Origin of the sequence: Pseudosulfitobacter sp. DSM 107133 (genome assembly GCF_022788695.1) — a bacterium.
Classification (GTDB): domain Bacteria; phylum Pseudomonadota; class Alphaproteobacteria; order Rhodobacterales; family Rhodobacteraceae; genus Pseudosulfitobacter.
This window is the reverse complement of record NZ_CP085154.1, coordinates 1,037,069-1,062,456: the sequence shown is the minus strand read 5'-3', so window position 1 is coordinate 1,062,456 and position 25,388 is coordinate 1,037,069. Positions and strand designations below refer to the sequence as shown.

21 protein-coding genes and 1 pseudogene are annotated in these 25,388 nt (G+C 61.8%); 9 read left to right on the top strand and 13 right to left on the bottom strand.

Features of this window, described 5'->3' with window-relative positions:
• Positions 1 to 6: 6 nt before the first annotated feature.
• The gene (locus DSM107133_RS05285) at positions 7 to 1,236 is read left to right on the top strand and encodes a multidrug effflux MFS transporter (RefSeq protein WP_114291971.1); all 1,230 of its coding nucleotides are present in this window, start codon (positions 7 to 9) and stop codon (positions 1,234 to 1,236) included.
• Between the two features lie 49 nt (positions 1,237 to 1,285).
• The gene (locus DSM107133_RS05280; protein ID WP_114291970.1) at positions 1,286 to 2,686 is read left to right on the top strand and encodes a helix-turn-helix transcriptional regulator; all 1,401 of its coding nucleotides are present in this window, start codon (positions 1,286 to 1,288) and stop codon (positions 2,684 to 2,686) included.
• A 4-nt stretch (positions 2,687 to 2,690) separates the two neighbouring features.
• Here DSM107133_RS05280 and DSM107133_RS05275 read toward each other — a convergent pair whose 3' ends face one another.
• The 9 genes from DSM107133_RS05275 to DSM107133_RS05235 all read right to left on the bottom strand — a co-directional run bounded on the left by DSM107133_RS05275 (position 2,691) and on the right by DSM107133_RS05235 (position 12,240).
• Positions 2,691 to 3,299: a thermonuclease family protein gene (locus DSM107133_RS05275; protein WP_345889581.1), complete on the bottom strand. Its 609-nt coding sequence runs from the start codon at positions 3,297 to 3,299 to the stop codon at positions 2,691 to 2,693.
• A 99-nt stretch (positions 3,300 to 3,398) separates the two neighbouring features.
• The gene (gene betA / locus DSM107133_RS05270) at positions 3,399 to 5,045 is read right to left on the bottom strand and encodes a choline dehydrogenase (RefSeq protein WP_114291968.1); all 1,647 of its coding nucleotides are present in this window, start codon (positions 5,043 to 5,045) and stop codon (positions 3,399 to 3,401) included.
• The gene (betB, locus tag DSM107133_RS05265; protein WP_114291967.1) at positions 5,045 to 6,499 is read right to left on the bottom strand and encodes a betaine-aldehyde dehydrogenase; all 1,455 of its coding nucleotides are present in this window, start codon (positions 6,497 to 6,499) and stop codon (positions 5,045 to 5,047) included. Before betB ends, betA begins: the two co-directional genes overlap by 1 nt.
• A 70-nt stretch (positions 6,500 to 6,569) precedes the next feature.
• Entirely contained in the window at positions 6,570 to 7,751 is a 1,182-nt protein-coding gene (locus tag DSM107133_RS05260; RefSeq protein WP_114291966.1) for a BCCT family transporter, read from the bottom strand.
• Positions 7,752 to 7,839: 88 nt separating this feature from the next.
• Complete coding sequence (betC, locus tag DSM107133_RS05255) at positions 7,840 to 9,363, bottom strand: choline-sulfatase (RefSeq protein ID WP_114291965.1); 1,524 nt, start codon at positions 9,361 to 9,363, stop codon at positions 7,840 to 7,842.
• Positions 9,360 to 9,917, bottom strand: a complete 558-nt coding sequence (gene betI / locus DSM107133_RS05250; protein ID WP_205387749.1) for a transcriptional regulator BetI — start codon at positions 9,915 to 9,917, stop codon at positions 9,360 to 9,362. The genes betC and betI overlap by 4 nt, the downstream gene beginning before the upstream one ends.
• An 85-nt stretch (positions 9,918 to 10,002) precedes the next feature.
• Positions 10,003 to 10,881 carry a DMT family transporter gene (locus DSM107133_RS05245; RefSeq protein WP_347568682.1) on the bottom strand — a complete coding sequence of 293 codons (879 nt, stop codon included), beginning with the start codon at positions 10,879 to 10,881 and terminating at the stop codon, positions 10,003 to 10,005.
• Between the two features lie 134 nt (positions 10,882 to 11,015).
• Positions 11,016 to 11,573 carry an AAA family ATPase gene (locus DSM107133_RS05240; protein ID WP_114291963.1) on the bottom strand — a complete coding sequence of 186 codons (558 nt, stop codon included), beginning with the start codon at positions 11,571 to 11,573 and terminating at the stop codon, positions 11,016 to 11,018.
• 70 nt (positions 11,574 to 11,643) lie between these two features.
• A complete protein-coding gene (locus DSM107133_RS05235; RefSeq protein WP_114291962.1) occupies positions 11,644 to 12,240 on the bottom strand; it encodes a LysE/ArgO family amino acid transporter in 597 nt (198 codons plus the stop codon).
• 182 nt (positions 12,241 to 12,422) lie between these two features.
• On the opposite strand from DSM107133_RS05235, the gene DSM107133_RS05230 reads away from it, so the two are divergent.
• The gene (locus tag DSM107133_RS05230; protein WP_162791953.1) at positions 12,423 to 12,713 is read left to right on the top strand and encodes a hypothetical protein; all 291 of its coding nucleotides are present in this window, start codon (positions 12,423 to 12,425) and stop codon (positions 12,711 to 12,713) included.
• Positions 12,714 to 12,723: 10 nt separating this feature from the next.
• Here the strand turns inward: DSM107133_RS05230 and DSM107133_RS05225 are convergent, their stop codons facing one another.
• Complete coding sequence (locus tag DSM107133_RS05225; RefSeq protein WP_114291960.1) at positions 12,724 to 13,473, bottom strand: YebC/PmpR family DNA-binding transcriptional regulator; 750 nt, start codon at positions 13,471 to 13,473, stop codon at positions 12,724 to 12,726.
• A gap of 238 nt (positions 13,474 to 13,711) precedes the next feature.
• On the opposite strand from DSM107133_RS05225, the gene DSM107133_RS05220 reads away from it, so the two are divergent.
• The 6 genes and pseudogenes from DSM107133_RS05220 to DSM107133_RS05195 all read left to right on the top strand — a co-directional run bounded on the left by DSM107133_RS05220 (position 13,712) and on the right by DSM107133_RS05195 (position 21,467).
• Entirely contained in the window at positions 13,712 to 15,484 is a 1,773-nt protein-coding gene (locus DSM107133_RS05220) for an SLC13 family permease (protein WP_114291959.1), read from the top strand.
• A 68-nt stretch (positions 15,485 to 15,552) separates the two neighbouring features.
• Positions 15,553 to 17,208 carry an FAD-binding dehydrogenase gene (locus tag DSM107133_RS05215; protein WP_114291958.1) on the top strand — a complete coding sequence of 552 codons (1,656 nt, stop codon included), beginning with the start codon at positions 15,553 to 15,555 and terminating at the stop codon, positions 17,206 to 17,208.
• A gap of 210 nt (positions 17,209 to 17,418) precedes the next feature.
• Positions 17,419 to 18,378 (top strand): IS110 family transposase, encoded by a 960-nt coding sequence (locus tag DSM107133_RS05210; RefSeq protein ID WP_243253540.1) that lies wholly within the window; start codon positions 17,419 to 17,421, stop codon positions 18,376 to 18,378.
• Positions 18,379 to 18,461: 83 nt separating this feature from the next.
• Positions 18,462 to 19,237 (top strand): annotated as a pseudogene (locus DSM107133_RS05205) (IS5 family transposase).
• A gap of 128 nt (positions 19,238 to 19,365) precedes the next feature.
• Positions 19,366 to 20,367: a sterol desaturase family protein gene (locus DSM107133_RS05200; RefSeq protein WP_114293195.1), complete on the top strand. Its 1,002-nt coding sequence runs from the start codon at positions 19,366 to 19,368 to the stop codon at positions 20,365 to 20,367.
• The gene (locus DSM107133_RS05195; protein ID WP_114293196.1) at positions 20,364 to 21,467 is read left to right on the top strand and encodes an acyltransferase; all 1,104 of its coding nucleotides are present in this window, start codon (positions 20,364 to 20,366) and stop codon (positions 21,465 to 21,467) included. The genes DSM107133_RS05200 and DSM107133_RS05195 overlap by 4 nt, the downstream gene beginning before the upstream one ends.
• A 27-nt stretch (positions 21,468 to 21,494) precedes the next feature.
• Here DSM107133_RS05195 and DSM107133_RS05190 read toward each other — a convergent pair whose 3' ends face one another.
• The 3 genes from DSM107133_RS05190 to DSM107133_RS05180 all read right to left on the bottom strand — a co-directional run bounded on the left by DSM107133_RS05190 (position 21,495) and on the right by DSM107133_RS05180 (position 25,333).
• The gene (locus DSM107133_RS05190; protein WP_114293197.1) at positions 21,495 to 22,526 is read right to left on the bottom strand and encodes an AI-2E family transporter; all 1,032 of its coding nucleotides are present in this window, start codon (positions 22,524 to 22,526) and stop codon (positions 21,495 to 21,497) included.
• A gap of 63 nt (positions 22,527 to 22,589) precedes the next feature.
• A complete protein-coding gene (locus tag DSM107133_RS05185; protein WP_114293198.1) occupies positions 22,590 to 24,368 on the bottom strand; it encodes an SLC13 family permease in 1,779 nt (592 codons plus the stop codon).
• A gap of 140 nt (positions 24,369 to 24,508) precedes the next feature.
• Positions 24,509 to 25,333, bottom strand: a complete 825-nt coding sequence (locus tag DSM107133_RS05180; RefSeq protein WP_114293199.1) for a TIGR00282 family metallophosphoesterase — start codon at positions 25,331 to 25,333, stop codon at positions 24,509 to 24,511.
• Between the last annotated feature and the right edge of the window lie 55 nt (positions 25,334 to 25,388).

Genomic DNA, 25,388 nt, shown 5'->3' with positions numbered 1-25,388 from the left:
CCACCAATGCAACATAAACCAACTGTGCGTTTTCTCGACAAATCCACCCCGCCCCACCTGATGACCCTGATTATGCTTGCGGGCATGTCGGCGATGGTGATGAACATGTTCCTGCCCTCGCTGCCGAACATGACCGAGTATTTCCACACCGAATACAGGCTGATGCAGCTTTCGGTAGCGCTGTTTCTGGGGGTCAGCGCCGTGTTGCAGATCCTGATCGGGCCGATCTCGGACAGCATCGGGCGCAGGCCCGTTTTGCTGGGCGGGCTAGCGCTGTTCCTGCTGGCCACACTGGGCTGCATCTTTGCGCCCTCGGCCGAGGTGTTCCTGTTCTTTCGCATGTGTCAGGCCGTGGTCGCCGTCGCCATGGTGCTGAGCCGCGCGGTGATCCGCGACCTGTATGACCAGAACCAAAGCGCGTCGATGATCGGCATCGTCACGATGTTCATGTCTGTCGTGCCAATGATCAGCCCCGCCATCGGCGGCCTGCTGGATGAATGGTTTGGCTGGAAAGCGAATTTCTGGGCGTTCTTCGTGATCGGCGCGATCACCCTGTGGGTGGTCTGGTCTGATCTGGGCGAAACCGCAACCAGCACCGGCAAATCGCTGGGGGCACAGTTCCGCGAATATCCCGAACTGCTGCGCAGCCCGCGGTTCTGGGGCTATTCGCTGGCGTCGGGGCTATGCTCGGGGTCGTTCTTTGCCTATCTGGGCGGCGCGCCCTTTGTCGGATCGGTGCTGTTTCATATGTCGCCCTCCATGTTGGGGCTGGTGTTCGGTGCGCCCGCCATCGGCTATATGGCCGGCAACGCGCTGACCGGTGTTTTTGCGACGCGGCTGGGGGTAAACCGGCTGGTGCTGGCGGGCTGTCTCTCCAATTTCTTTGGCGTATTCGGGTCATTGCTGTTGTTCCTGATGGGCTATGGCAGCCCTTGGTCGTTCTTTGGCATGATGACGTTTGTGGGCTTGGGCAATGGGCTGACCATTCCAAATGCCACCGCAGGTATGCTGTCGGTGCGCCCGCGCCTTGCAGGCACGGCATCGGGGCTGGGCGGTTCGATCCAGATTGGCGGAGGCGCGATTTTGTCGGGGCTGGTTGGCACGATGCTGACGCCGGAATCGGGGGCCTTTCCGCTGCTGTACATGATGACCATCACCGCAGTCCTGGCCCTTGCCTCTATCGGATCGGTCTATTGGCGCGAGCGCCAGATTGCACCAGCCGTCTTGCCCGACTGACTTTGCAAAGCTAACGTGCATCAATGCAAACTTGCAAAGGTGCACGCTGATGGCCCAACAAAAACTGTATGCCGGCGCAAAGCTGCGCGAGGTGCGCACCCGCATCGGCATGACCCAAAAGCATTTCGCGGCCAAGCTGGGCGTGTCCCTGCCCTATCTCAACCAGATGGAAAACAACAACCGGCCCGTCAGCACCACCGTGGTGCTGGCACTGGCGCAGGAATTCGGTCTGGACGTCACCGAGCTGAGCACCGGCGACAGTGAACGGCTGGTATCGGACATGCACGAAGCGCTGGCCGATCCGGTGTTTTCAGGGGATATGCCCCCGATGGCCGACCTGCGGCTGGCCGCGTCGAACGCACCGGCGCTGGCCCATGCCTTTATTGCCCTGCACCGCAGCTATCGGCAGACCCACGAGCGGCTGGCCTCGCTTGACGAGGCATTGGGCCGCGAAGACGCCCGCGCCCGCCCCAGCCCCTGGGAAGAGGTGCGCGATTTCTTTCACTATTGCGACAATTACATTGATGCGGTCGACCGCGCTGCCGAACATTTTGCCACCGCAAAGGGGCGATCCGGCAATATCCGGGTCTCGGTCGTGGCCGAGCTGGGGAATGCGGGCGTGACGGTGGAGTTCACCGACATGGACCTGATCCGGTCCTATGACGCCAAGGCAAAGACACTGCGCATTTCATCGCGGCTTTCACCGGAAACCCAGACCTTCCAGATGCTGCTGCAACTGGCGCTGGTGCGACAGGATGCGCTGCTGGAAGCAACTCTGGATCTGGCGCGTTTCCAGTCGCTTGAGGCGCGCGCCATCGCCAAGATCGGCTTGGCAAACTATTTTGCCGGGGCCACATTGCTGCCCTATGGCCCGTTCTTGCAGGCCGCGCAGGACTGTCGCCACGACATCGAAATTCTGGCCAGCCGGTTCGGGGCGTCGATCGAACAGGTGGTGCACCGTCTGTCGACCATGCAACGCCCCGGCGCCAAGGGGATTCCGTTCTTTTTCGTGCGCGTCGATCAGGCCGGCACGATCACCAAGCGCCATTCGGCCACGCGGCTGCAATTCGCGCGCTTTGGCGGGGCCTGTCCCTTGTGGAACGTGCACCGCGCGTTTGAACAGCCCGGACAGTTCCTGCGCCAGCTGGCCGAAACGCCGGACGGGGTACGTTACATCAATCTGGCGCGCGATGTGTCGAAACCTGCGGGCCGGTTCGGCGCGCCGGTGCGCCGCTTTGCCATCGCTTTGGGCTGCGAGGTCAGCCACGCCAGCGCACTGGTCTATGCCGACGGGCTGGACCTGACGCGCGCCGACACGTTTGAGCCTATCGGCATTTCCTGCCGGATCTGCGAGCGCAAACAGTGCCACCAACGGTCAATCCCGCCGCTGGAACGGCAGTTGCAGGTCGATCCCGATGTGCGTGACGTGCTGCCCTATCAGGTCGGATAACGGCCTATCTGCGCGCGGGCCGCCAGCCTGCGGCGCGGGCCTGTGCCGCCGAGCAGAACCAGCGTTCGCCGCGCGTGGTGTCGATGCCGGTGCCATCGTAGAACTCTTGCCCCGGCACATGAAAGATACGTCCGTTCTTCGAAATGTTACCCTTGATCACGCAGGCCGGATCGGGGGCGGTGCGCCCTTTGGTACGCAAGGCGCGGAATTGGGCGGGCGATTGCACACGCATCGCATGCAGACCGCGGTTGTTCACCGCCGCCCCTTTTTCATCCAGCACATAGGCGTCGGAATAACGGGTATAGGCAAAGGCCAGTCCAAGGCTGACGATTTCCTGCCCCATGTCCACATCACCGACAACGCAGCGCGCGACGGTGCGGTTGTAGCGGTCGATGTCCACCGCAACACAGCGCGCCAGACGGTTCTGGAACAGGTCACGCACCTGATCGGTGGCCCAACGCCCGCATTCATAGGCGACGCCCTGCGCGGTCAGACATTCCTGATCCATTTCGGGCGCGTCGATCCCGTGCAGGCGCACGCGGGTGGTGCCCACGTCGATGGTATCGGCGTCGATCACCCGCACGGGGCCGGAAAATTCCCCTGCCCCGGCCATGACAGGCAGGGACAGGAGAACAATAAGGGACCAAATTCTTAACATTCGGTTAATTAGTCGGGGCGCACGCCCCGCTTCAACCGAATTCGACCGTAAAAGTTAACGCTGCTGCGTTTCCCAATCGGGGTGTATCCAGGGTTCGTCATTCACCGCAGGCAGGCTGCGCCCCAGGATGTGATCGGCCATCTTTTCGCCGGTCATGATCGAGGGCCCATTCAGGTTGCCGTTGGTGATGCGCGGGAAAATGCTGCTGTCCACCACGCGCAGGGCATCGACCCCGATCACACGGCCTTGGGCATCGACCACGGCCATTGGATCGTCGGCACTGCCCATCTTGCAGGTGCCGCAGGGGTGATAGGCGCTTTCGACCTCGTCGCGGATGAAATCGTCCAGCTCGTCGTCGGTTTGCACGTCGGCGCCGGGCTGGATTTCGTGTTTGAAGTAGGGCTTGAACGCCTCTTGCGCGAAAATCTCGCGGGTCAGGCGGATACAGGTGCGGAAGTCCTCCCAATCCTGCGGGTCGGACATGTAGTTGAACAGGATGTTGGGTGCATCTGCCGGATTGGCCGAGGCCAGCGTGACCGCCCCGCGCGACGCCGAGCGCATGGGACCAACGTGGGCCTGATAGCCGTGGCCTTCGGCGGCAGCCTTGCCGTCATAGCGCACGGCCATGGGCAAAAAGTGGTATTGAATGTCAGGGTATGGCACACCCGCCGCGCTGCGGATGAAGGCGGCGCTCTCAAACTGGTTCGACGTGCCAAGACCGGTTTTTGAAAACAGCCATTGCGCCCCTATCCGGGCCTTGGAGAACAGGTTCCAATAGCGGTAAAGCGTGATCTTCTGGAGCGATGCGACTTGCAGATACAGTTCCAGATGGTCTTGCAGGTTCTGGCCCACGCCCGCGCGATCGGCGACCACGTCGATGCCATGTTCCGCCAGATGGGCGGCGGGGCCGATGCCCGACAGCATCAGGATCTTGGGCGAGTTGATGGACGACGCGGCGATGATCACCTCGCGGCCTGCGCGCACGATCTCGCCGCCTGCCAGTTGCACGCCGACGGCGCGGCCCTCTTCCATCACCACCTTTTCGACCAGCCCGCGCATCAGCGTGCAGTGCTCGTGTTTCAGCGCAGGCCGCAGATAGGCGTTGGCGGCGGACCAGCGGCGGCCCTTCCACACGGTCTGCTCCATCGGGCCAAAGCCCTCTTGTTTCTCGCCGTTATAGTCGTCGGTGACCTCGTATCCCGCTTGCTGTCCCGCATCGACAAAGGCCTGAAACAGCGGGTTCTTGCGGGGGCCGCGTGTGACATGCAGCGGACCGTCATTGCCCCGCCATTCGGGGTCGCCACCATGCCCGTTGGCATGCCAGTTTTCCATACGTTTGAAATAGGGCAACACATCGGCATAGCCCCAGCCCTCGGCCCCGCTGTCGCGCCAGTGGTCATAGTCCATCGCGTGACCACGCACATAGACCATGCCGTTGATGCTGGACGACCCGCCAATGACCTTGCCGCGCGGCGTCGCCAGACGGCGGCCGTTCAGGTGCGGTTCGGGCTGGGTTTGAAAGCCCCAGTCGTACATCGACATGTTCATCGGATAGCTGAGCGCCGCAGGCATCTGGATGAAGGGCCCCGCATCGGTGCCGCCGTGTTCGATCACCAGCACGGATTTGCCCGCCTCGGCCAGACGGTAGGCCACGGCGCAACCCGCGCTGCCGGCCCCCACGATAATGTAATCGGCAGTCATCAGAAGGGGGCCTCCATATCGTCCATGCGCACAAAGACGGATTTCACCTGGCTGTAGTGTTCGATTGCAGCCTTTGAGTTTTCGCGGCCCACACCCGACGCCTTGACCCCGCCAAAGGGCGCTTCGACCGGTGCGTCGTTGTAGGTGTTGATGAAACAGGTGCCCGCCTCGAACCCTGCGGCGACGCGGTGGGCGCGGGTCAGGTCGTTGGTGAACACACCGGCGGCCAGGCCGAATTCGGTGTCATTGGCGCGCGCCATCACCTCGGCCTCGTCGTCGAAATCCAGCACGGCCATGACGGGGCCAAAGATTTCCTCGCGGGCGATGGCCATGTCATCGGTGACGTCGGCAAAGACCGTGGGCTGGATCCAGAAACCGGGCTGGTCGATGCGGTCGCCGCCATAGGCCAGACGCGCGCCCTCGGCTTTGCCCTTGGCGATATAGCCGTCGACGATGTCGATCTGGCGCTGGCTGACCATCGGGCCAAAGCTGGTGGCGGGGTCCATCGGGTCACCAATGACCGCATTGTCCAGCCGTTCGGCCAGACGTTTCAGGAAGGCATCCTTGATGCCCTTCTGGACGAACACGCGGGTGCCGTTGGAACAGACCTGACCGGTGGAATAGAAGTTGGCCATGATCGCGCCGCTGACGGCGTTTTCAAGGTTGGCGTCGTCAAAGATAACCAAGGGCGACTTGCCGCCCAGTTCCATCGTGACGTGCTTCATGCCAGCGGCGGCGGCGGCATAGACCTTGCGGCCCGTGGGCACCGATCCGGTCAGCGACACCTTGTCGACGCGCGGGTCGACCACCAGTGCGGCACCCACATCGCCCAGGCCTTGAACGACGTTGTACAGGCCCGCAGGCAGGCCCGCCTCGTGCAGGATCTCGGCCACTTTCAGCGCCGACAGGGGGGTGGTTTCGGATGGTTTGAACACCATCGCATTGCCGCAGGCCAGCGCCGGTGCGCCCTTCCAGCAGGCGATTTGCGTCGGATAGTTCCACGCACCGATGCCCACGCAGACGCCCAGCGCCTCGCGGATGGTATAGACCCAGTTGCCCCCGCCCAATGCGATATGCTCGCCCGTCAGGCTGGCGGCCAGACCGCCGAAATACTCCAGCGCGTCAGCGCCGCTGGTGGCGTCGGCGACGGATGTTTCCTGATAGGGTTTGCCGGTGTCGTAGGTTTCCAGAATGCTCAGGTCGTGGTTGCGTTCGCGGATCATGTCGGCAGCGCGGCGCAGGATGCGGCCGCGTTCGGTGCCGGACATGGCGGCCCATGCGGGTTGCGCAGCGGCGGCGGCGTCCAGCGCCTGATTGATAATGTCGGGGGTCGCCGAATGCATTTTGGCGATCACCTCGCCGGTGGCCGGATAGATCACGTCAAAAGCTTCACCACCGGTGTCTTCGACATATTGACCGTTGATGAAATGGCTGGCGGCGGGTTGGGTTTGCATTCGAAGCCTCTTGGATAAAAAGGGGGGTCCGGTCCGCATCATGCGCACCGGACCACCGCAGGGGTTTGGGTTATTCGGCCGGAAGCGGCCGCGTTTCGGTCATGTCGGCAATCGCTTCACGCTTGCCGATCACATAGGCAATGCAGGCGATGTACAGACAGATCACCACGGTTCCGACCCACTGGATTTGCAGCCACTGGCTTTGGAACGCCAATGTCAGCACGAACAGCAGGGCCGCGTTGCCCAGCACATATTGCACTTTGCCATAGCGGTCTGTGGTCAGGTTCAGGTTGTCGGTATAAAGCCGGATCAGCGAGTCAAACGAGTTGATCACAAACAGGATGCCCACAACGGTCATCGACCAGTTGACCAGTCCGGTCATGTCGATGGCGTTCTGGTGGTAGTAATAGGCAACCGAGAACCAGATCGCGAGCGGGATCGAGGGGAACACCAGCAGGGACGCCAGCAGTTGCCATGTCTTCAGCCCGCCGACAAAGCGCGAGGTGAACTGTCCGATCATGATCGACCATGCGAACCACCAGAACAGGTAGAATTCGTGGTATTCTGTCAACGGGACCACGAATTTGTGGATGTTGCCAAAGTAGCCGCCGACAAGGCTGATGGTGTCGACAAACTCGCCGCCCGACATGCCTGCGTTGATCCACATGCCGACGATCAGCAAGAAGAAGACCAGCGTTGAGCCAACCGACAGGACCTTGACGTATTTGATGTCGGTGGACGAATAGGACGCCGCCAGGATCACCAGGAAACAGATCACATAGAACGCCGGGATCACCGTTTCGCCATCGCCCATTTCGGGGATGTAGTACGGCATGTAGATCAGGAACAGCGCGCCGGTGAAGGCACATGTGGTGATGATGACAAGGTTGTTGATCAGCTTGACGATGCCGTGGTCAAAGAATTTGACCCGTGGTTCGATGGCGCAGAAATAAAAGGCGGTCAGAAAGTAGAACGCCCAGATCAGAAAGCCCCAGAACCCGAACTCAAGCGCCAGCGGGTTGGTGAACCCGTAGGCCGGTTCGGTCGCCACGTCCGCATACAGCGGAAAGTCGAAGGCGATGGGGAACATGATCAGGCCCACGTCCAGACCGGATGTGAACAGGATCGCGATAAAGGTGAACAGGCCGACGGGATCAGGCCCCACCAGACGCAGGTTCCACCATTTGATGGTGCAGAAGATCACCAGCGCGAACGCCAGCAGAACTCCGAATGAGATGATTGTTGTTAACATTGGTCCCTCCGAGTTGGCCTGTTTGGCCTTGGTTTACGTGCCGCCAGTTTATTCTGTTTCAGCGTTTCACGTAACCCGCGCTGCGATCTCACTCGCCGCGCGGATATCTTGCGTTTTCTTCCACCACATTCAGGTCCATGTGGTTGCGCATGTAGCGTTCCGATGCCTTTTGCAGCGGTTGGTAATCCCACGGGTAATAGCCGCCCTTGCGCAACGCCTCGTAGACCACCCAGCGGCGGGCCTGGCTTATCCGTACATCGGCATCGTATCGGTCCAGATCCCAGCGGGAGTCGGCCATCGCGCGAAAGTCGTTCAGCGTGGCGGTATGCGCGGGATCGGCGGCCAGATTGTTCAGCTCTTGCGGGTCGGCGTCCAGATCGAACAGCTGGTCGGGGTCCAGTGCGCAACGGTTGTATTTCCATTTGCTCATCCGCAGCGACACCATCGGTGCATAGGACGCCTCGGCGGCATATTCCATCGCCACGGGTTCACTGCGTTTCACCCCCTGCCCTTGCGGCACAAGGCTGCTGCCGGTGGTCCATGGGGCGACTTCGGACATGCTGACACCCGCCAGATCGCATAAGGTCGGGCAGACGTCGATGTTGCTGACGGGATCGGTCACAAGGCCCGGTTCCATCTGCGGCGCGCTGATCATCAGCGGCACGCGCGACGATCCTTCGTAGAAGGACATCTTGAACCACAGGCCACGGTCGCCCAGCATATCGCCGTGATCGGACACGAACAGGATGATCGCCTCTTGGCGGGTGCCTTCCAGCGCCTCCATCACTTCGCCGATCTTGTCGTCCAGATAGCTGATGTTGGCAAAATAGGCGCGGCGCGAGCGGCGCACGTCGTCGTCCGAGATGTCAAAGCTGCGCCAGTCGTTCGCGTCAAAGATGCGCTTGGAATGGGGGTCTTGTTCGTCATAGGGGATCGGTGCGACCTCGGGCATCAGGTGGTCGCAATCCTCGTAGAGATCCCAGTATTTCTTGCGCGCGACGTAGGGGTCGTGCGGGTGTGTAAAGCTGACCGTCAGACACCACGGGCGCGCATCGTGGCGGCGCCCCAGATCATAGACCTTGCGGGTGGCGTGATAGGCGACCTCGTCGTCATATTCCATCTGGTTGGTGATCTCGGCCACGCCCGACCCCGTGACCGAGCCCATGTTGTGATACCACCATTCGATCCGCTCGCCCGGCTTGCGATAATCGGGGGTCCAGCCGAAATCGGGCGGGTAGACATCGGTGGTCAGACGCTCCTCGAAGCCGTGCAGCTGGTCGGGGCCGACAAAATGCATCTTGCCTGACAGGCAGGTGTGATAGCCTGCGCGGCGCAGGTGGTGGGCATAGGTGGGAATGGACGAGGCAAACTCGGCCGCGTTGTCATAGACGCCCGTGGCACTGGGCAACTGCCCCGACATGAACGCCGCCCGCCCCGGCGCGCACAGAGGCGAGGCGGTATAGGCGTTGCGGAACCGTGTGCTGCGGGCGGCCAGTTTCTTGATGTTGGGCGCGTGCAGCCAGTCGGCGGGGCCGTCAGGGAACAGCGTGCCGTTCAGCTGGTCGACCATGAAGATCAGGATGTTGGGCTGTTTGGCCGGAGCGTCAGTCATGATTGCCTCTCGATCAAAGTGTTCAGCGTGCGCAGTGCCGCATCGCAAGCGCCGTGATCGTCACGGCCCGACAGGGCTGCGCGCAGGTACAGACCGTCGATCAGGGCGGCCATGGTTTCGGCGTCGTTCACCGGATCGGCGCTGACTCCGCGCAGGGCATGGGTCAGGTTCGACCGCAACCGCCGCTGGTACAGGTGCAGCAATCGCAGGGTGTCAGGGCTCGACGCGGCACGGCCATAAAAGGTCATCCACGCGCTGATCGTTGCGGGGGCAAAGCATGATTGGGCAAAGCTGCCGCGCACAATGGCGGCGGCGCGGTCGGCGTGGCAGGAGGTATTGGCCAGTGCTGCGCGCACCTCGGTTGCATATTCGGTCAGGATGTGGCGCATCGCGGCCAGAAATATCTGGTCCTTGCCACCGAAATAGTGGTGCGCCAGCGCTGTCGACATGCCGGCACGGCGCGCGATTTGCCCCACCGTGACATCCAGCGATCCCGCAGCCCCGATTTCCGCGATGGTGGCCTGCACCAGTGCGGATCGTCTGATCGGTTCCATTCCCACTTTGGGCACGGCCTATCCCTCCATTGCTTGGCGCAAAGGATTGGGGATTTTTACTGACTAGTCAATCAATAAAAAATTGTCACATCTTGGTGGCATTGATCGGCGGGGTGATCGGACGGCGGTTCAGCTGCGCTTCGCGCCATGTGATAAAGGTGACCGCGCCCAGGATCAGCACGCCCCCCAGCACCACCCAAATGTCTATCGGTTCATTGAACACCAGCAGGCCCAAGAGCGTGGCCCAGACCAGTTGCAGAAAGGTAATCGGCTGCGTCACCGTCACAGGTGCCGAGGCAAAGGCCAGCGTCATGGTATAATGCCCCGCCTGCGCAAACAGCGCGACAAGTGCCAGAATACCGATCTGCCCCCATGTGGGCGTGACCCAGTCCAGCGCCGCCAGCGGCGCAAGGCCAAGCGACACAAAGATGGTTAGCATGAAGACCACGACGGTGGGCTTGACCTCGTCCGTCATGATCTTGGCCAGCAGGTACGACCCCGAAAACACCGCCGCCGCCGCCAGCATGGCGATATGGCCGTTGGACACTTCACGAAAACCCGGCCGCAGGATCACTGCCGTGCCGACCAGCGCCACGATCACCGCAACGATACGGCGGGCCGCCAGCCGTTCGCCCAGAAAAAGCGCCGCCCCGATCGACACAAAGACCGGCGCAAGGTAGTTGATCGCCGTCAGCTCAGCGATGGGAATGCGGGTCATGGCATAGAACCACAGCGACACGCCAATCGCATGGAACAGCCCGCGAAAGGTGAACAGTTTCCACTGGCGCGGTGTCAGGTTGGCACGGCGCACGTCGCCCAGCATCGGGATCAGAAACACCATCCCCAACACATAGCGCAAGAACGCCGACTGCGCGGGCGGCATCGTCGGCCCCATTGATTTGACCAGCGCGGTCACGGCTACAAAACACAGCCCCGTCACCAGCATCCACAAAATGCCCGTCATGGGGCGCGGTTCTTGTCCATTTATCATGGGCGTATCAATGGGCAAGCCCGCAACGAGGTGCAAGAGCCTGCGCGCAACGTTCTGCCTGACAGCAGCCTATGACATTGAACCAGCTTGTTTTCACGCAACGGGGTTCAGGCCCGAACGCCGGACAGCTCTCGGACGACCGCATCCAACAGCGCCGCCTGGTCCTGCGCCCCGTCCAGCCGCAGCACGGGCACGCTCAGGGAGTCCAGCCAACCCTCGTGCTGCGCCCGGTTGCGGCCGGAAAAAGCAGGATCATCATAATGAGAGGCCCAGTCGCGAAACGCCAGATGGGCCAGATGCATGTCTCCGCCCGGCAGGATACGCGCACCGTGGCGCTGCGCCTCTCTGGCGTCCAGCCGCTGCATCCGCACCTCGGTGGGGGTGTATACATAGATGATCATGTCGACATCCTCGACCAGCGCCTCGCCCCAGCCGATGAAAGAGCCGGACAAGATCCAGCCATCCGTCCGTGCCTGTTCGGCCTGGATCATGTGGACGCGATCTTCGGGCGGACGTTTGGTGGTAAAGGGCGGGTCGGTCGGCAACCAGTAAAAGTTGTCCACATCCAGCTGTGGCACCCGCAGGTGCGCCGACAGGCTCTGCCCCAGCGTTGACACGCCGGAACAGGACGCGCCGAGTATATACAGTCTTGAAGATCGGGTCATGGGATCACCGTGCGCTACGCTGCCCGGTTATCATGCAGCGCACCCCCGATCAACGGCGCGTGTCTTGGTGTCACATCCAGATCAGTTTGAGTGCAATCGCCCACATGACCAGCGCGATCAGCACGTCCAGCACCTGCCAGCTGCGCGAATTGGCAAACAGCGGCCGCAAGCGCCGCGCGCCATAACCCAGGGCAAAGAAGAACACGAAACTGGCCGTCACCGCCCCCGCGCCAAACGCCAGCTTGCCAGGGTATTGCGCCGACACCGATCCCAGCAGCACCAACGTGTCCAGATAGACATGCGGGTTCAACCAGGTCAGCGCCAGCGCCACCAGCACCGTGGCCCGCAACGATCCGCCCCGCGCCGCCGCCGCGTCCAGCGACTGTCCGCCGCGCCACGCGCTTGCTGCATGGCGCCAGCCGTACCACAGCAGGAACGCCGCGCCAAACCAGCGCATCACGTTTTCCAGCCAGGGCACCGCCGCGGCCAATGTGCCAAACCCTGCCACCCCCGCTGAGATCAACAGCGCATCGGACAGGGCACAGGCCAGACAGACCCAGAATACATGGGCCTGTATCAACCCCTGACGCAGCACAAAGGCATTCTGGGCGCCAATGGCCAGAATCAACGAAAGCCCCAGATAAAACCCTGGCAAGAATGATGTCATCCGTGATGTCCCTACAGCGCGTCGCACCTGTTTACGGCGGCACAGCAGTCTGCGCAAATCTGCACATGAATTCACTGCTGCGTGATACGCGTTACTTTTTTGTCATATTTCTCAAATCAGAGGTTGGCGTGGCGTCAATCCTGCACCATATGCACAAGACTGATCACTTAAGGAACGCCAAGATGTCCGCCCTGCCCCACAGCCTTGTTCTCTCCGCTACCGATTTCGACATGATCGAAAGCGCTTTGGAAACGCAGGAAAAGATTCTGGCTGTACAGGTCCGTGCCGGTGGCGAAACCGCCGAAGCCCGCCTGACCGCATTGCGTTCGGTGCTGCGCCGCTTGCGCCGCCAGCGCCCGCAGATCGAAGCCCCCCAGGGCTGGGGCAGCATTGCGCGCGGCCTGTTCTGCAACAAAAACGCCGCTCCGGTGACAGAGCAGCGTTCTGATCTTGTAAACGGTGGGCCGGCTTAGGCTCAGGCCCCTACTCTTCGCCCAGCTGATCCATCACCTCGTCCGAGGCTTCAAAGTTGGCGGTGACGCGCTGCACGTCGTCATCGTCTTCCAGCGCGTCAATCAGCTTCATCAGCTTTTGCATGCTTTCCAGATCCATCTCGGTGGTGACGGTGGGTTTCCACACCAGCCGCGTGGCGTCGCTTTCGCCCAGCGCGGCTTCCAGTGCGGTGGACACCTCGTTCAGGTCGGTGTCGGCGCACCAGATCACATGCCCGTCCTCGGTGCTTTCCACGTCTTCGGCGCCCGCTTCGATTGCGGCCATCATCACCGTATCGGCGTCACCGATGGCGGCGGGATAGACGACCTCGCCCTTGCGGTCGAACATGAAACCGACGCTGCCGGTCTCACCCAGGTTGCCGCCGTTCTTGGTGAACGTCGAGCGCACCACAGATGCGGTGCGGTTGCGGTTGTCGGTCATCGCCTCGACGATCACCGCGACACCGTTGGGGCCGTACCCCTCGTAACGGATTTCTTCGTAATCCTCGCTGTCGCCGCCTTGCGATTTCTTGATCGCGCGGTCGATCACGTCCTTGGGCACCGAAACCGACTTGGCCTCCTTGATCGCCAGACGCAAACGCGGGTTCTTGTCGGGATCCGGGTCGCCCATCTTGGCAGCCACGGTAATTTCCTTGGACATCTTGGAAAACACCTTGGCGCGCAACTTGTCCTGACGCCCCTTGCGGTGCTGGATGTTCGCCCATTTTGAGTGGCCTGCCATAACGCCTCCGATTTGCAACTGACATGCGCCGCCGCGCGGCTTTGTCGGCTGCTATAGTGCACCATGCGGGGGGGCCGCAAGCCCGTCCAGATATGCACGCCCGCGCCTCTTCTCTGGTTCAGAAAATCCTGGGGGAGGCGCGCAAGCGCCGGGGGCAAAGCCCCCATCCTGTTCCCGCGCGCCAAAAAGCATCAAATTGCACTGGCCGCTCCCGTGCCTGCGTTCTACGTTGCCGCGCATGACAACAGATCAAATCATCCTCTTCACCCTGTTCGGCGCCGTCTTTGGATTGCTGCTGTGGGGCCGCTTCCGTTACGATCTTGTGGCCTTTGCCGCGCTGATGACCGGCGTGGTGCTGGGCGTGGTGCCGGAAAAAGACGCTTTTTCCGGGTTCGGGCATCCTGCCACGCTGATCGTGGCGCTGGTGCTGGTGGTGTCGGCGGGGCTGGTGCGCTCGGGGGCTGTGTTGCTGATCACCCGCACGCTGATTGATGCCAGCCGCAGCCTGGGCGCGCATATCACCATCATGGGCGCGGTGGGCGGCGTTTTGTCGGCCTTCATGAACAACGTGGCCGCGCTGGCCCTTTTGATGCCCGTCGACATCCAGACCGCCCGCAAGGCGGGCCGCCAGCCGGGGCTGAGCCTGATGCCGCTGAGCTTTGCCACCATTCTGGGCGGCATGGCCACGCTGATCGGCACACCACCCAACATCATCATCGCCTCGATCCGGCAGGAAGCACTGGGTGAACCGTTCCGCATGTTCGACTTTGCTCCCGTCGGCGGCATTGCGGCGATTGCGGGTCTGGCCTTTGTCGCGCTGATCGGCTGGCGACTGATCCCCAGCCGCGAAGACGCCACGCTGAACCGCGAAGACATCTCGCAGTATATTGCCGAGCTGATCATTCCCGAAGACAGCAAACTGATCGGCCAGCGCATTGCCGAACTGCAAGAGATTGCGGACGGGGCAGACGTTGCCGTCCTTGGCCTGATCCGCGATGGCAAGCGGCGCTATGGCTCGGCCCGAAACGTGGCCTTGCTGGCGGGGGATGCGCTGGTGATCGAGGCAGCGCCCGACGCACTGGACGAATTCCGCTCGACCCTGAAGCTGAGCGTGGCGGACGCCGAGCGCGAAGAGCGGCTGAACGCCGACGGCGAAGGTGTCGAGATTATCGAGGTCGTGATCCCCGAAGGGTCGCGTCTGGACGGGCGGACGGCACAGACCGTGGGGCTGGCATGGCGTCAGCGCACGGTGCTGCTGGGCATTTCCCGGCAGGGGCGCAAGATCACCTCGCAGCTGCGCAAGACCCAGTTGCAGGCGGGCGACATCCTGTTGCTGCTGGTGCCCCGCGACACTGCCGCACACGTCACCGACTGGCTGGGCGTTCTGCCGTTGGCCGATCGCGGGCTGGCGGTCACCGAGAATTCCAAGGTCTGGCTGGCCATCGGCCTGTTCGCCGGTGCCGTTGCTGCCGCCAGTTTCGGCCTGATCTACCTGCCCATCGCGCTTGGCCTTGTGGTCATCGCCTATGTGCTGGCCCGCATCGTGCCCCTGTCCGAGCTTTACACACATATCGAATGGCCCGTGGTCGTCCTGCTGGGGTCGATGATCCCGCTGGGGGCTGCTTTGGAGACATCGGGCGGCACCGAACTGATCTCGGGTGCGCTGGTCAACCTGACCGACGGGATGCCGGCCTGGGTGGTGCTGAGCGTGCTGATGGTGGTCACCATGACCCTGTCGGACGTGTTGAACAACACCGCCACCACGATCGTCGCCGCCCCCGTGGGCATCCAGATGGCACAAAGCCTGAACGTCTCGCCCGATCCGTTCCTGATGGCGGTGGCGGTGGCGGCGTCCTCGGCGTTCCTGACGCCCATCGGCCACAAGAACAACACCCTTATCCTCGGCCCCGGTGGCTATCGCTTTGGCGATTACTGGCGGATGGGGCTGCCGTTGGAGATCATCGTGGTCTGCGTGTCGATCCCGGCCATCCTGTTTTTCTGGCCGTTGTAAGGCGCTCCAAAAAAAATCTAGCCCCCTGCCCCCCTGCGCGTTTACGCTTCCCGTTAGGGGAGAGCATCATGGAACAGGCAGACGCCATCATCGTGGGCGCGGGGCTGGCCGGACTGGCCGCCGCGGCCGAGTTGGGGGACCGGGGCAAGCGGGTGATTGTCGTCGATCAGGAGCCGCGCAGCGGGCTGGGGGGGCAGGCGTTCTGGTCCCTTGGCGGGCTGTTCATGATCGACACCCCCGAACAGCGGCGCATGGGCATTCGCGACAGCCGCGATCTGGCCCTGTCCGACTGGATGGGCAGCGCACAATTCGACCGTTCCGAGGACGCATGGCCGCGCAAATGGGCCGAGGCGTATATCGACTTTGCTGCGGGCGAGATGCGCCCGTGGCTGCACCAGATGGGCCTGCGCTGGTTTCCGGTGGTGGGCTGGGCCGAGCGGGGCGGCGGCTTTGCCGACGGGCATGGCAATTCGGTGCCGCGCTTTCACATCACCTGGGGCACCGGCCCCGGCACAATGGAACATTTTGCCCGCCGCTGTATCGAGCACGAGGGCGCGGGGTTGGTCTCGTTCCAGTTCCGCCACCGCGTTGACCGCATCGACATGACCAACGGGGCCGCCGCAGGCGTGTCCGGCACGGTACTGGCCGATGACACGGCACCGCGCGGGGCGTCGACCAACCGTGATGCGGTGGGGGATTTTGCGTTCAAGGCCGCCTCGGTCATTGTCACTTCAGGCGGCATCGGCGGCAATTTCGAAATGGTGCGCAAGGCGTGGCCAACCGCGCGGCTTGGCCCCGCACCGAAAGAGATGGTCGCGGGCGTGCCCGCCCATGTGGATGGCCGCATGATCGCCATTTCCGAACAGGCCGGCGGACATGTGATCAACGGCGACCGCATGTGGCACTATACCGAAGGCGTGAAGAACTGGGACCCGATCTGGCCCGCCCACGGCATCCGCATCCTGCCCGGCCCCTCGTCCATGTGGTTCGACGCCACCGGCAAACGCTTTGCCCCGCCCGTCCTGCCCGGTTTCGACAGCATGGGCACGCTGCGGGCGATTTTGGCCACGGGGTATGATTATAGCTGGTTCATCCTGACCCAGAAGATCATCAAAAAGGAGTTTGCCCTGTCGGGGTCGGAGCAGAACCCCGATTTCACCTCGGCCAGGTGGTCCGAGGTGATCCGCCAGCGCATCCTGTCGGGCAAGCGCGCCACGGGTCCGGTCGAAGCGTTCAAGGAACATGGCGCGGATTTTGTGGTGGCCGACGATCTGGACAGGCTGGTGGCGGGCATGAACCGGATCGGGGATGTGCCGCTGGACACCCAAGCCTTGCGCGCGCAGATCGTGGCGCGCGATTTGCAGGTGGACAACCCTTTCAGCAAGGACGCGCAGATGATGGCGATACATGCCGCCCGCCACTATCGTGGCGACAGGCTGATCCGCACCGCCAAGCCGCACAGGTTCCTTGATCCGGCGAACGGCCCGCTGATCGCGGTCAAGCTGCATATCCTCACGCGTAAAACGCTGGGCGGGCTGCAAACCAATCTGGACAGCCAGATGATCGGCGCAGATGGTGCCCCCGTTCCGGGGCTGTTCGCCGCCGGAGAGGTCGCAGGTTTTGGCGGTGGCGGCTATCACGGGTACAATGCGCTGGAAGGCACGTTTCTGGGCGGATGCATCTTTTCGGGGCGCAATGCGGGGCGGTCTCGGGCGATTGGCTAGGATCCAGACCCTTCTGTATCTCCGATCTGTTATTGTTCCCCCGTCAGCGACCTTGGCCGAGGTCACTGACGGGACGGTGTATGGCGTCAGAGCCTTGTGGCCCAAGTTGAATTGGGACCACGTTTGCTAGCGAGCCAGCACTGTCTCTCTTCATCCATCTCGAACAGTTGCTTGTGGCCAGCTTGGACCACGGATCAGAAGGAAGAGAACATGAACAGGATAACACGAGACGCAATCCTTGGCATAGATGTCAGCCGCGATTGGCTGGACATTCATTGCCTGCCAAGCAATCAGAGACTTCGATTGCCCAATTCCGAGGACGGGCATGCGCGCGTGGGCGCCCTGGCAAAGTCAGCCTGTGCGCTGGTTTGTTTTGAGGCCACAGGGGGGCAGGAATGGCGTCTGTGGTCGGCCCTCGACGTTGCAGGGGTCGCGACCAGGCAACTGCCGCCCGCGCAAATCAAAGCCTTTGCCGCCAGCCGGGGCACGCGGGCGAAAACGGATAGGATCGACGCGGAGCTTATCGCGCGGTTCATGGCCTTTCGGCCTGATGCAGGGCGGACCTTGCCGCATGAAAAGATACGTCTTCTCAGGGCTTTGGTGTCCAAGCGTGGTCAGCTCGTCGAAACACGCAAACGGCTTTTGGCGCAAATCAAGGCGCATGCGAAACTGGGTTCGGATGATCTGTTCGACGTCATGGATGGTGACCTGAAAGACCTACTGGATCGCCAGATTGCAGGACTTGAGGTCCGGATCGAACAGATCATCGCCTCAGAGGAAGGCCTTGCCACGACTGCTGCCATCTTGCGTTCAGTTCCCGGCATTGGCCCGGTCGCCAGCACGATGTTGATCGCTGAAATGCCGGAACTCGGCCAGATCACGGGCGAACAAGCCGCCGCGCTGACAGGCCTTGCGCCCATTGCCCATGACAGCGGCGCGATGCGGGGCAAGCGCGCTATCGGAGGCGGCCGGCGCCCGCTGCGACACGTTATGTTCCAGGCGGCGCTCGTCGCCAGTCACCACAATCCCGTCCTGAAGCCGTTCGCAGACCGCCTTCGCGAAGCCGGAAAACCACACAAAGTGATAATCACCGCCGTCGCAAGAAAGCTTGTGACAATCGTGAACGCCCTTTGCAAAAGTCGACAGAAATGGACTACTCAACTCGCTTGAGAAATACAGTTGCTAGGTCACATACCCATAAAAGGGATTCACAGACTTTAGAAAACGTGATTCACTTTCCGGCAAATGTGGAGGTGAGAATGGCACGTTTTGATTTGACAGATTTTGAATGGTCGGTGATCCAGCCGTTGCTGCCGACGAAGGTGCGCGGCAAGCCGCGTGTGGATGACCGGCGGGTTTTGAACGGCATCTTCTGGCGCTTGCGGACTGGTGCGCCCTGGGCAGACATTCCTGCCCGATACGGGCCGCATACGACCTGTGTGAACCGCTTCAACCGCTGGCGGCGTGCGGGCCACTGGGCGCGTATTCTTGAAGCAATATCAGAGGCATATGAGGGTGAGGTGCAAATGATTGACAGCTCCTCCATCCGGGTACACCAACAGGGCGCAAATGGCCCTAAAAAAGGGGGCGATCCGATTGCCTGGGTCGCTCAAGGGGCGGGCTGACAACGAAAATCCACGCTTTGGTGGACGCGCTTGGCCGCCCGATCCGGCTCATGCTGACGGCTGGGCAGGCCTATGATGGACACGCGGCAGAGCAGATGCTGGATCGACTGAAAGAAGGCTGCAGCGTGCTGGCGGATCGCGCCTATGACAGCAACGCGATCCGTGATTTGATCGCCAAACAGAAGGCGCAAGCCGTGATCCCTTCGATGCCGCAACGCAATCCTGTCATCGCGCATGATCGCGAGCGTTACAAAGCACGCAACGCAGTGGAGCGTTTCTTCAACAAACTCAAAAACTTCCGCGCGGTAGCAACAAGATATGACAAACGCGATGATAATTTCCTCGCATCCATACAACTCGCGTCAATCAGGATCTGGTTGCGAACTTATGAGTCGGTGACCTAAGCTCCAAGGCCCGTGCTGGCCCGGACAAAACGCGAAAAAGCTAAGCATTGTATGATTTTTGGCATCAATCAGCCATTTTAACGCCATATTCCGGCGCAAGATTGTACGCATAGCAATCCGGGGCCGTTATGGACTTTCTTTACATCTTCCTTTCGAGCGTGGTTTCGAAATTCACCGATATGGGGTCGCGGCTGGCGCTTCTGTATTTGTGCATCACTGTGCTGATCGTCTATGGTCTGTGGCTGTGGCGCGGACGGCCCAGCAGCTTTATTGCCTATTTGCTGCCAAAAGAGGTCTATCTGCACAAATCCAACATCGTCGATATCAAGATTTTCCTGTTCAACATTCTTTTGTCGGCCTCTGGTCTGTTTGCCGCAGTGACCATGACGCCGCTGGTCACCAATGGCGTGCTGAACAGTCTGCTGAGCTTTACCGGCAAATCCACAGCGCCACCTGATCTGTCCCTGTTCAAGATGGCGCTGGCAACGGCGATCATGATCCTGACGCTGGATTTCTGCAAATACTGGGCGCACCGGCTGCATCACGAAGCCACGATCCTGTGGCCGTTTCACGCCCTGCATCATTCCGCCGAGGTCATGACACCGCTGACCGCCAACCGGAACCACCCGGTGTTTCTGCTGTTGCGCACGCTGTTCACCTCGATGATTTTTGGTGCGGTACAGGCGCTGGTGCTGTTCCTGCTGATGGGCAAGATCGAGCTGTTGACCATCGGAACAGTCAACGCCGGATACTTTCTGTTCAACATGCTTGGGTCGAACCTGCGTCACAGCCATGTCTGGCTGAGCTATGGGCCGGTGATGGAACATGTGTTCATTTCGCCCGCCCAGCACCACATTCACCATTCGATTGATCTGAAACATTACAACAAGAATTACGGCGAGGTTTTTGCCATCTGGGATCTGATGTTCGGCACGCTTTATGTACTGCGCAGCCACGAACAGATTTCCTATGGCTTGTCAGACGCCACCGGCGCGCGCATCGAACAGCCCTATCCGGATCTGACAACGGCGCTGTTGCATCCCTTTGCCGACAGCTGGCGCGCCCTTTGGAAAGGCACGTCGCGCGATCCGCAGGCGACTGCGGCCTCAGAAGAGCGGCCCCAAACATGACCCGCGGCCTGTCCATCTGGCTGGATGCCCTGCGTGTGCTGGCCACGATTGTGGTTGTGCTGTCGCATGTCGCCTATCCCAGATTCACCCGTGGGGATTACATTGTTATCCGCGAACTGAACCTTGGCAGCGACAGCGTTATCCTGTTCTTCGTAATTTCGGGGCTGGTCATCGCCTATGCCGCGCAACGCGATGCGTCGCTACCGCGCTTTGCGTTCAACCGCATCACGCGTCTGTTGTCGGTGCTGGCCCCTGCGCTGCTGCTGACATTTGCGCTGGACCAGATCGGCCGGCACCTTGGCCCCGAGGCCTATACCAGCTTTTACAATCCCGCCTCGCTGGGCGAAATGCTGGGGCGCGGTTTGTCGATGTCGAATGAATGGGGCCCGTTCGAACGCATCCGGCTGGGGTCGAACGGGCCGCTGTGGTCGCTGAGCTATGAAGCGGGCTATTACGCGCTGTTCGCCGCCGCGTTTTTTCTGGGCGGCGCGCGCAGATTGGCTGTGCTGACCCTGTTGGTGCTGATCATCGGGCCGCGTGTGCTGTTGCTGATGCCGGCCTGGCTGATGGGGGTCTGGCTGTGGCATTGGGTGGCCGCAGGCAAGGCAGACCGCCTGTCGCCGGGATCTGCACGGGTGTTGGCCTGCGCGGGGCCGGTTCTGTATGTGCTGTGCCAATGGGCCGACGTGCCCGATACGCTGGCGGCGATGACGGCAGAGGCGGTCGCGCCGCTGAACTATCGCGCGCTTCTGGCCTTTTCCGACGAATTTATCTGGAACGCATTGCTGGGTGGCATGGCTGTCGTGCACATCATGGGCATGGCTCGCTTGCTGCAAGGCTACCAACGCGCCCACCCCCGCGTGCGCTGGTGGGCCGGTGCCAGCTTTTCAATCTATGTGACGCATTATCCGATGCTGCACCTGATCGACGCGGCCTTTCCTGCCGAGACACTGGCCCGCGACGGGTTGCTGGTTGTCGGATCAATCACGGTCGGGCTGGTCTTTGCGCAGGTCTTTGAACGCCATATCACGGATCAGCGCCGGTTGATCCTGTCGCTGGCTGCGCGACTGCCAAGGCGGCGGCCTGTGCGCGCGCTCTGACGTCTGGTCAAAGGACGCCCCGCGTTTTCAGACCTTGCCGTTGGCCGACAGCAAAACGGCAATGGGGCGCGCCGACTGGATTTCCGCCAGAACGATCACCAGACTTGCCGTCAGCGGCACCGCCAGCAAGGCGCCGGCCAGCCCCCACAGCGTGCTCCAGAACGCCAGCGCCAGCAGCACGACAAAGGGGCTGAGGTTGAACGCCCGCCCCATCATGCGCGGTTCAAGATAGGCCCCCACCACCAGCTGCGCCGTCGTCAATGCCACCAGGACCGCCCCCGCCATGCTGAGCGTGCCGAATTGCGCAAGGCTCAGCAGGACAGGAAAGATCACGCCGATCAGCGAGCCAATGTAGGGGATGTAGTTCAGGAACGCGATCAGCACCGCCCAGAACAGGGCAAATTCGATGCCCAGCAGCAGCATGATGACATAGCAGATGGCCCCCAGGATCACATTCAGCGTGGTCTTGACGAACAGATATTGCCCGATCCGGTCATTCACCCGTGACAACAGCGAAATCGCGCGGCTGCCCGCCTCTTCGCCGCCCATGGCCATCACCACCTTGCCCGCCATGGCACCGCGCTCCGCGATGAAAAAGCTGGCGTAAAGAACCACAAGGAACAGCGTCGTGCCAAAGCCGCGCAGGGACAACAGCGCAGGCGCGATCCACGAGCGGAAATCGACCTGATCCAGCGTGACACTGCGCACATTGGCCCAGGTCGGTTCGTCCTCGATGCCCAGCAGGCTGGCATTGCGGGTGATCAGGTTTTCAAGGTTGGTCTCGTAGCTGGGCAAGGCGGCGGCCACCTGCCCCAGATTGTTGAGGACCAGAATGAACAACAGGATCACGAACAGGGTAAAGGCGATCAGGATCACCGCACGCCGCGCCCAGTCCGGCAGACGGCCCACGACGGGCAGCTGTCGCATGCTTTGGGCTGCGGCCAGAAGGATATAGACCGAAATCAGCGCCGCCAGCACCGGCAGCAACACCGGCTTGCCGATCCACAGCAGCCAGCCGATCATCAGGGTCAGTGCAATTCCATAGGTCGCATTGCGCATAGTGTTCCTGTCTTCCCTGCGATGAATGTGCAGTGGCCCCCCAACACGCCGCTTAAAGGCCCCTTACAACGGCCACAAAAACGGAATGATCGCCGAGGCCAGCAAACCGACGCTCAGATTCAGCGGAATGCCCACACGCATGAAATCGGTGAATTTGTAGCCGCCGGGGCCATAGACCAGCATGTTGGTCTGATAGCCGATGGGCGTGGCAAAAGACGCGCTGGCCGCCACCATCACCGCCACCACCAACGCGCGCGGATCAATGCCCAGTGCGCTGCCCAGACCGATGGCAATCGGCGTCATCACCACCGCCACGGCATTGTTGCTGACCAGTTCGGTCAGCACACTGGTCAGCAGGTAGATCGCCCAGATGATAAAGAACGGTGGCAGGTCCGAAATCAGGGGCGCAATGCCATTGGCAATCAGCGCCACCGCCCCCGACGCTTCCAGTGCCGCCCCGATGGCCAGCATCGCAAAGATCAGCGCCAGCAGACTGCCGTCGATAAATTCAAACGCCTCGTCCGCGTCGATACAGCCGGTGATCAGCACCAGCGCCACCGCCAGCACACTCAGCAGCAGGATCGGGGCCACGCCAAAGGCAGCCAGCGCCACGATGCCAATCAGCGCGCCGACAGCAATCGGCGCATGCCCGCGCCGGAACGCGCGGCTTGAGGGGTGCGAGACGTCGACCATATCCATGTCGGCGGCCAGCCGCGCGATGTCTTCCTGCGCACCTTCCAGCAGCAACGTGTCGCCCACGCGCACCACCAGATCGTCCAGCTGCTGCCCGATGTTCTGATTCCGCCGGTGCACCGCCAGCGTATAGACCCCGTACCGCCGCCGCAGCCGCATTGACCCCAGCGAGCGGCCGATCATCTTGCAACCGGGCGTAATCAGCACCTCGACGGTCTGGGTTTCCACCGCAGACACCTGATCGACCCGTTTGAGTTCCTTGTTGCTTTGCAGGCTCAGCAGTTCGGTCATCTGGGTGCGCAGAACCACGCGGTCGCCCACCTGCAATTTGACCCCCGCCAGATTGCGCCGCAGCGACAGGTCGCCGCGCACCACGTCGATCAGCCGCACGCCTTCACGTTTGAACAGTTGCACGCCGGACACCTCGCGCCCGATCAGGTTGCTGTCGGGGGGGATCACCGCCTCGGTGAAAAACTTCATCTTGCGCTTGTCGCTCAACAGATTGGCCATGCTGTCACGTTCGGGCAGCAGCCACGGGGCGATAAAGCGCAGATAGATCATACCCCAGACCACCAGAATGGCCCCCAGCGGCGTCACCTCGAAAATCGAAAAAGCCGCCATGCCGTTGGCCCGCGCCGCACCATCCACCAGCAGGTTGGTCGAAGTTCCGATCAGCGTCAGCGTGCCGCCCAGGATCGCGGCATAACTAAGTGGAATCAGCAGCTTGGACGGGGCCAGACCCATCGTCTTGGAGATCTGCATGAACACGGGAATCATCACCACAACCACCGGCGTGTTGCTGACGATGGCACTGGACCCGACCACAAAGGCCATCAGCAAACCGATTGCCAGCGCCGGATTGGTGCGGGCATGGCGGCTGGCCAGCCCGGTGAACGCATCCAGCGCGCCGGTGCGCACAAGCGCCCCCATGATGATGAACATCGCCGCGATGGTCCAGGGCGCCGGGTTGGCCAGCACCAGCCGCGCCGCATCATAGGGCAGCACGCCGGTGGCCAGCATCACCGCCGCCCCCGCAATCGCCACAACCTCGGTCGGGAAGGTCTCGCGCAGGAACAGGATGAACATGATCCCGACGATGCCCAGTGTTAATACCGCACTGCCGGTCTGCGAAAGCTGGAGAAGGCCCATATGTGGCGGCTCTACCTTGTGAAAATGTCCGTTGGACACTTTTGCCGATCAGGCGCGGCGCTGCAAGCACCTGTGCGTCCGGTTACGCTTGTCAGATCAACAATTCGGCAGATCGCGCCTGTTTTCGGACCAACGCGCGCTCAGACCACCGGCGCCGGACCGGCTGGCGCCAGCCGCCCGCCATGGCGCACCATCTCGATACGCGTGGCCTTGCCGGTCTTGTCGTCGGTCTCGATGTAAACGCCCGACAGGGTCACCTCGCCCAGCGCGGGTGTGAACCGCTCTTTGGGCATGCCGGTGATGAACCGGCGCAACGGCTCGTCGCGCTGCATCCCGATCACGCTGTCATAGTCACCGCACATGCCCGCATCGCTCAGATAGGCGGTGCCCTTGCGCAAGATCATCGCATCTGCCGTCGGCACATGGGTGTGCGTGCCCACCACCAATGACGCGCGCCCGTCGCACCAATGACCCATGGCCATCTTCTCGCTGGTCGCCTCGCAGTGAAAATCGACAATCACCGCCGACGCCTGTCCGCCCAGTGGATGGGTGCGAAACACCTGTTCCGTGGCCGAGAACGGATCGTCAAAGGGGCGTTTCATGAACACCTGCCCCAGCGCCTGGCAGACCAGAACCTTGCGTCCGCCGCGCGCCTCGAACAGACGCGCGCCCTTGCCGGGGGCGGATTTCGAAAAATTCAGCGGCCGGATGATGCGCGGCTCGGCCTCGCAAAACTGCAACATGTCCTTCTGGTCAAAGGCATGATCCCCCAGCGTCACACAATCCGCGCCCGCCTCAAGAATGCCGCGCGCGTGCGCCGCCGACAGCCCCATACCCGAGGTCGCGTTCTCGCCGTTGACCACGACAAAATCCAGTTTCCACGCCGCACGCAGCTTGGGCAGTTCGGAAGTCACCGCCTGCCGGCCCGCGCGGCCCATCACATCACCTAAGAACAATATTTTCATACGGCCCTCTTATGCGCCCCGACAGGTCCCGAACAAGCCCCCCGACTTCTTTTGG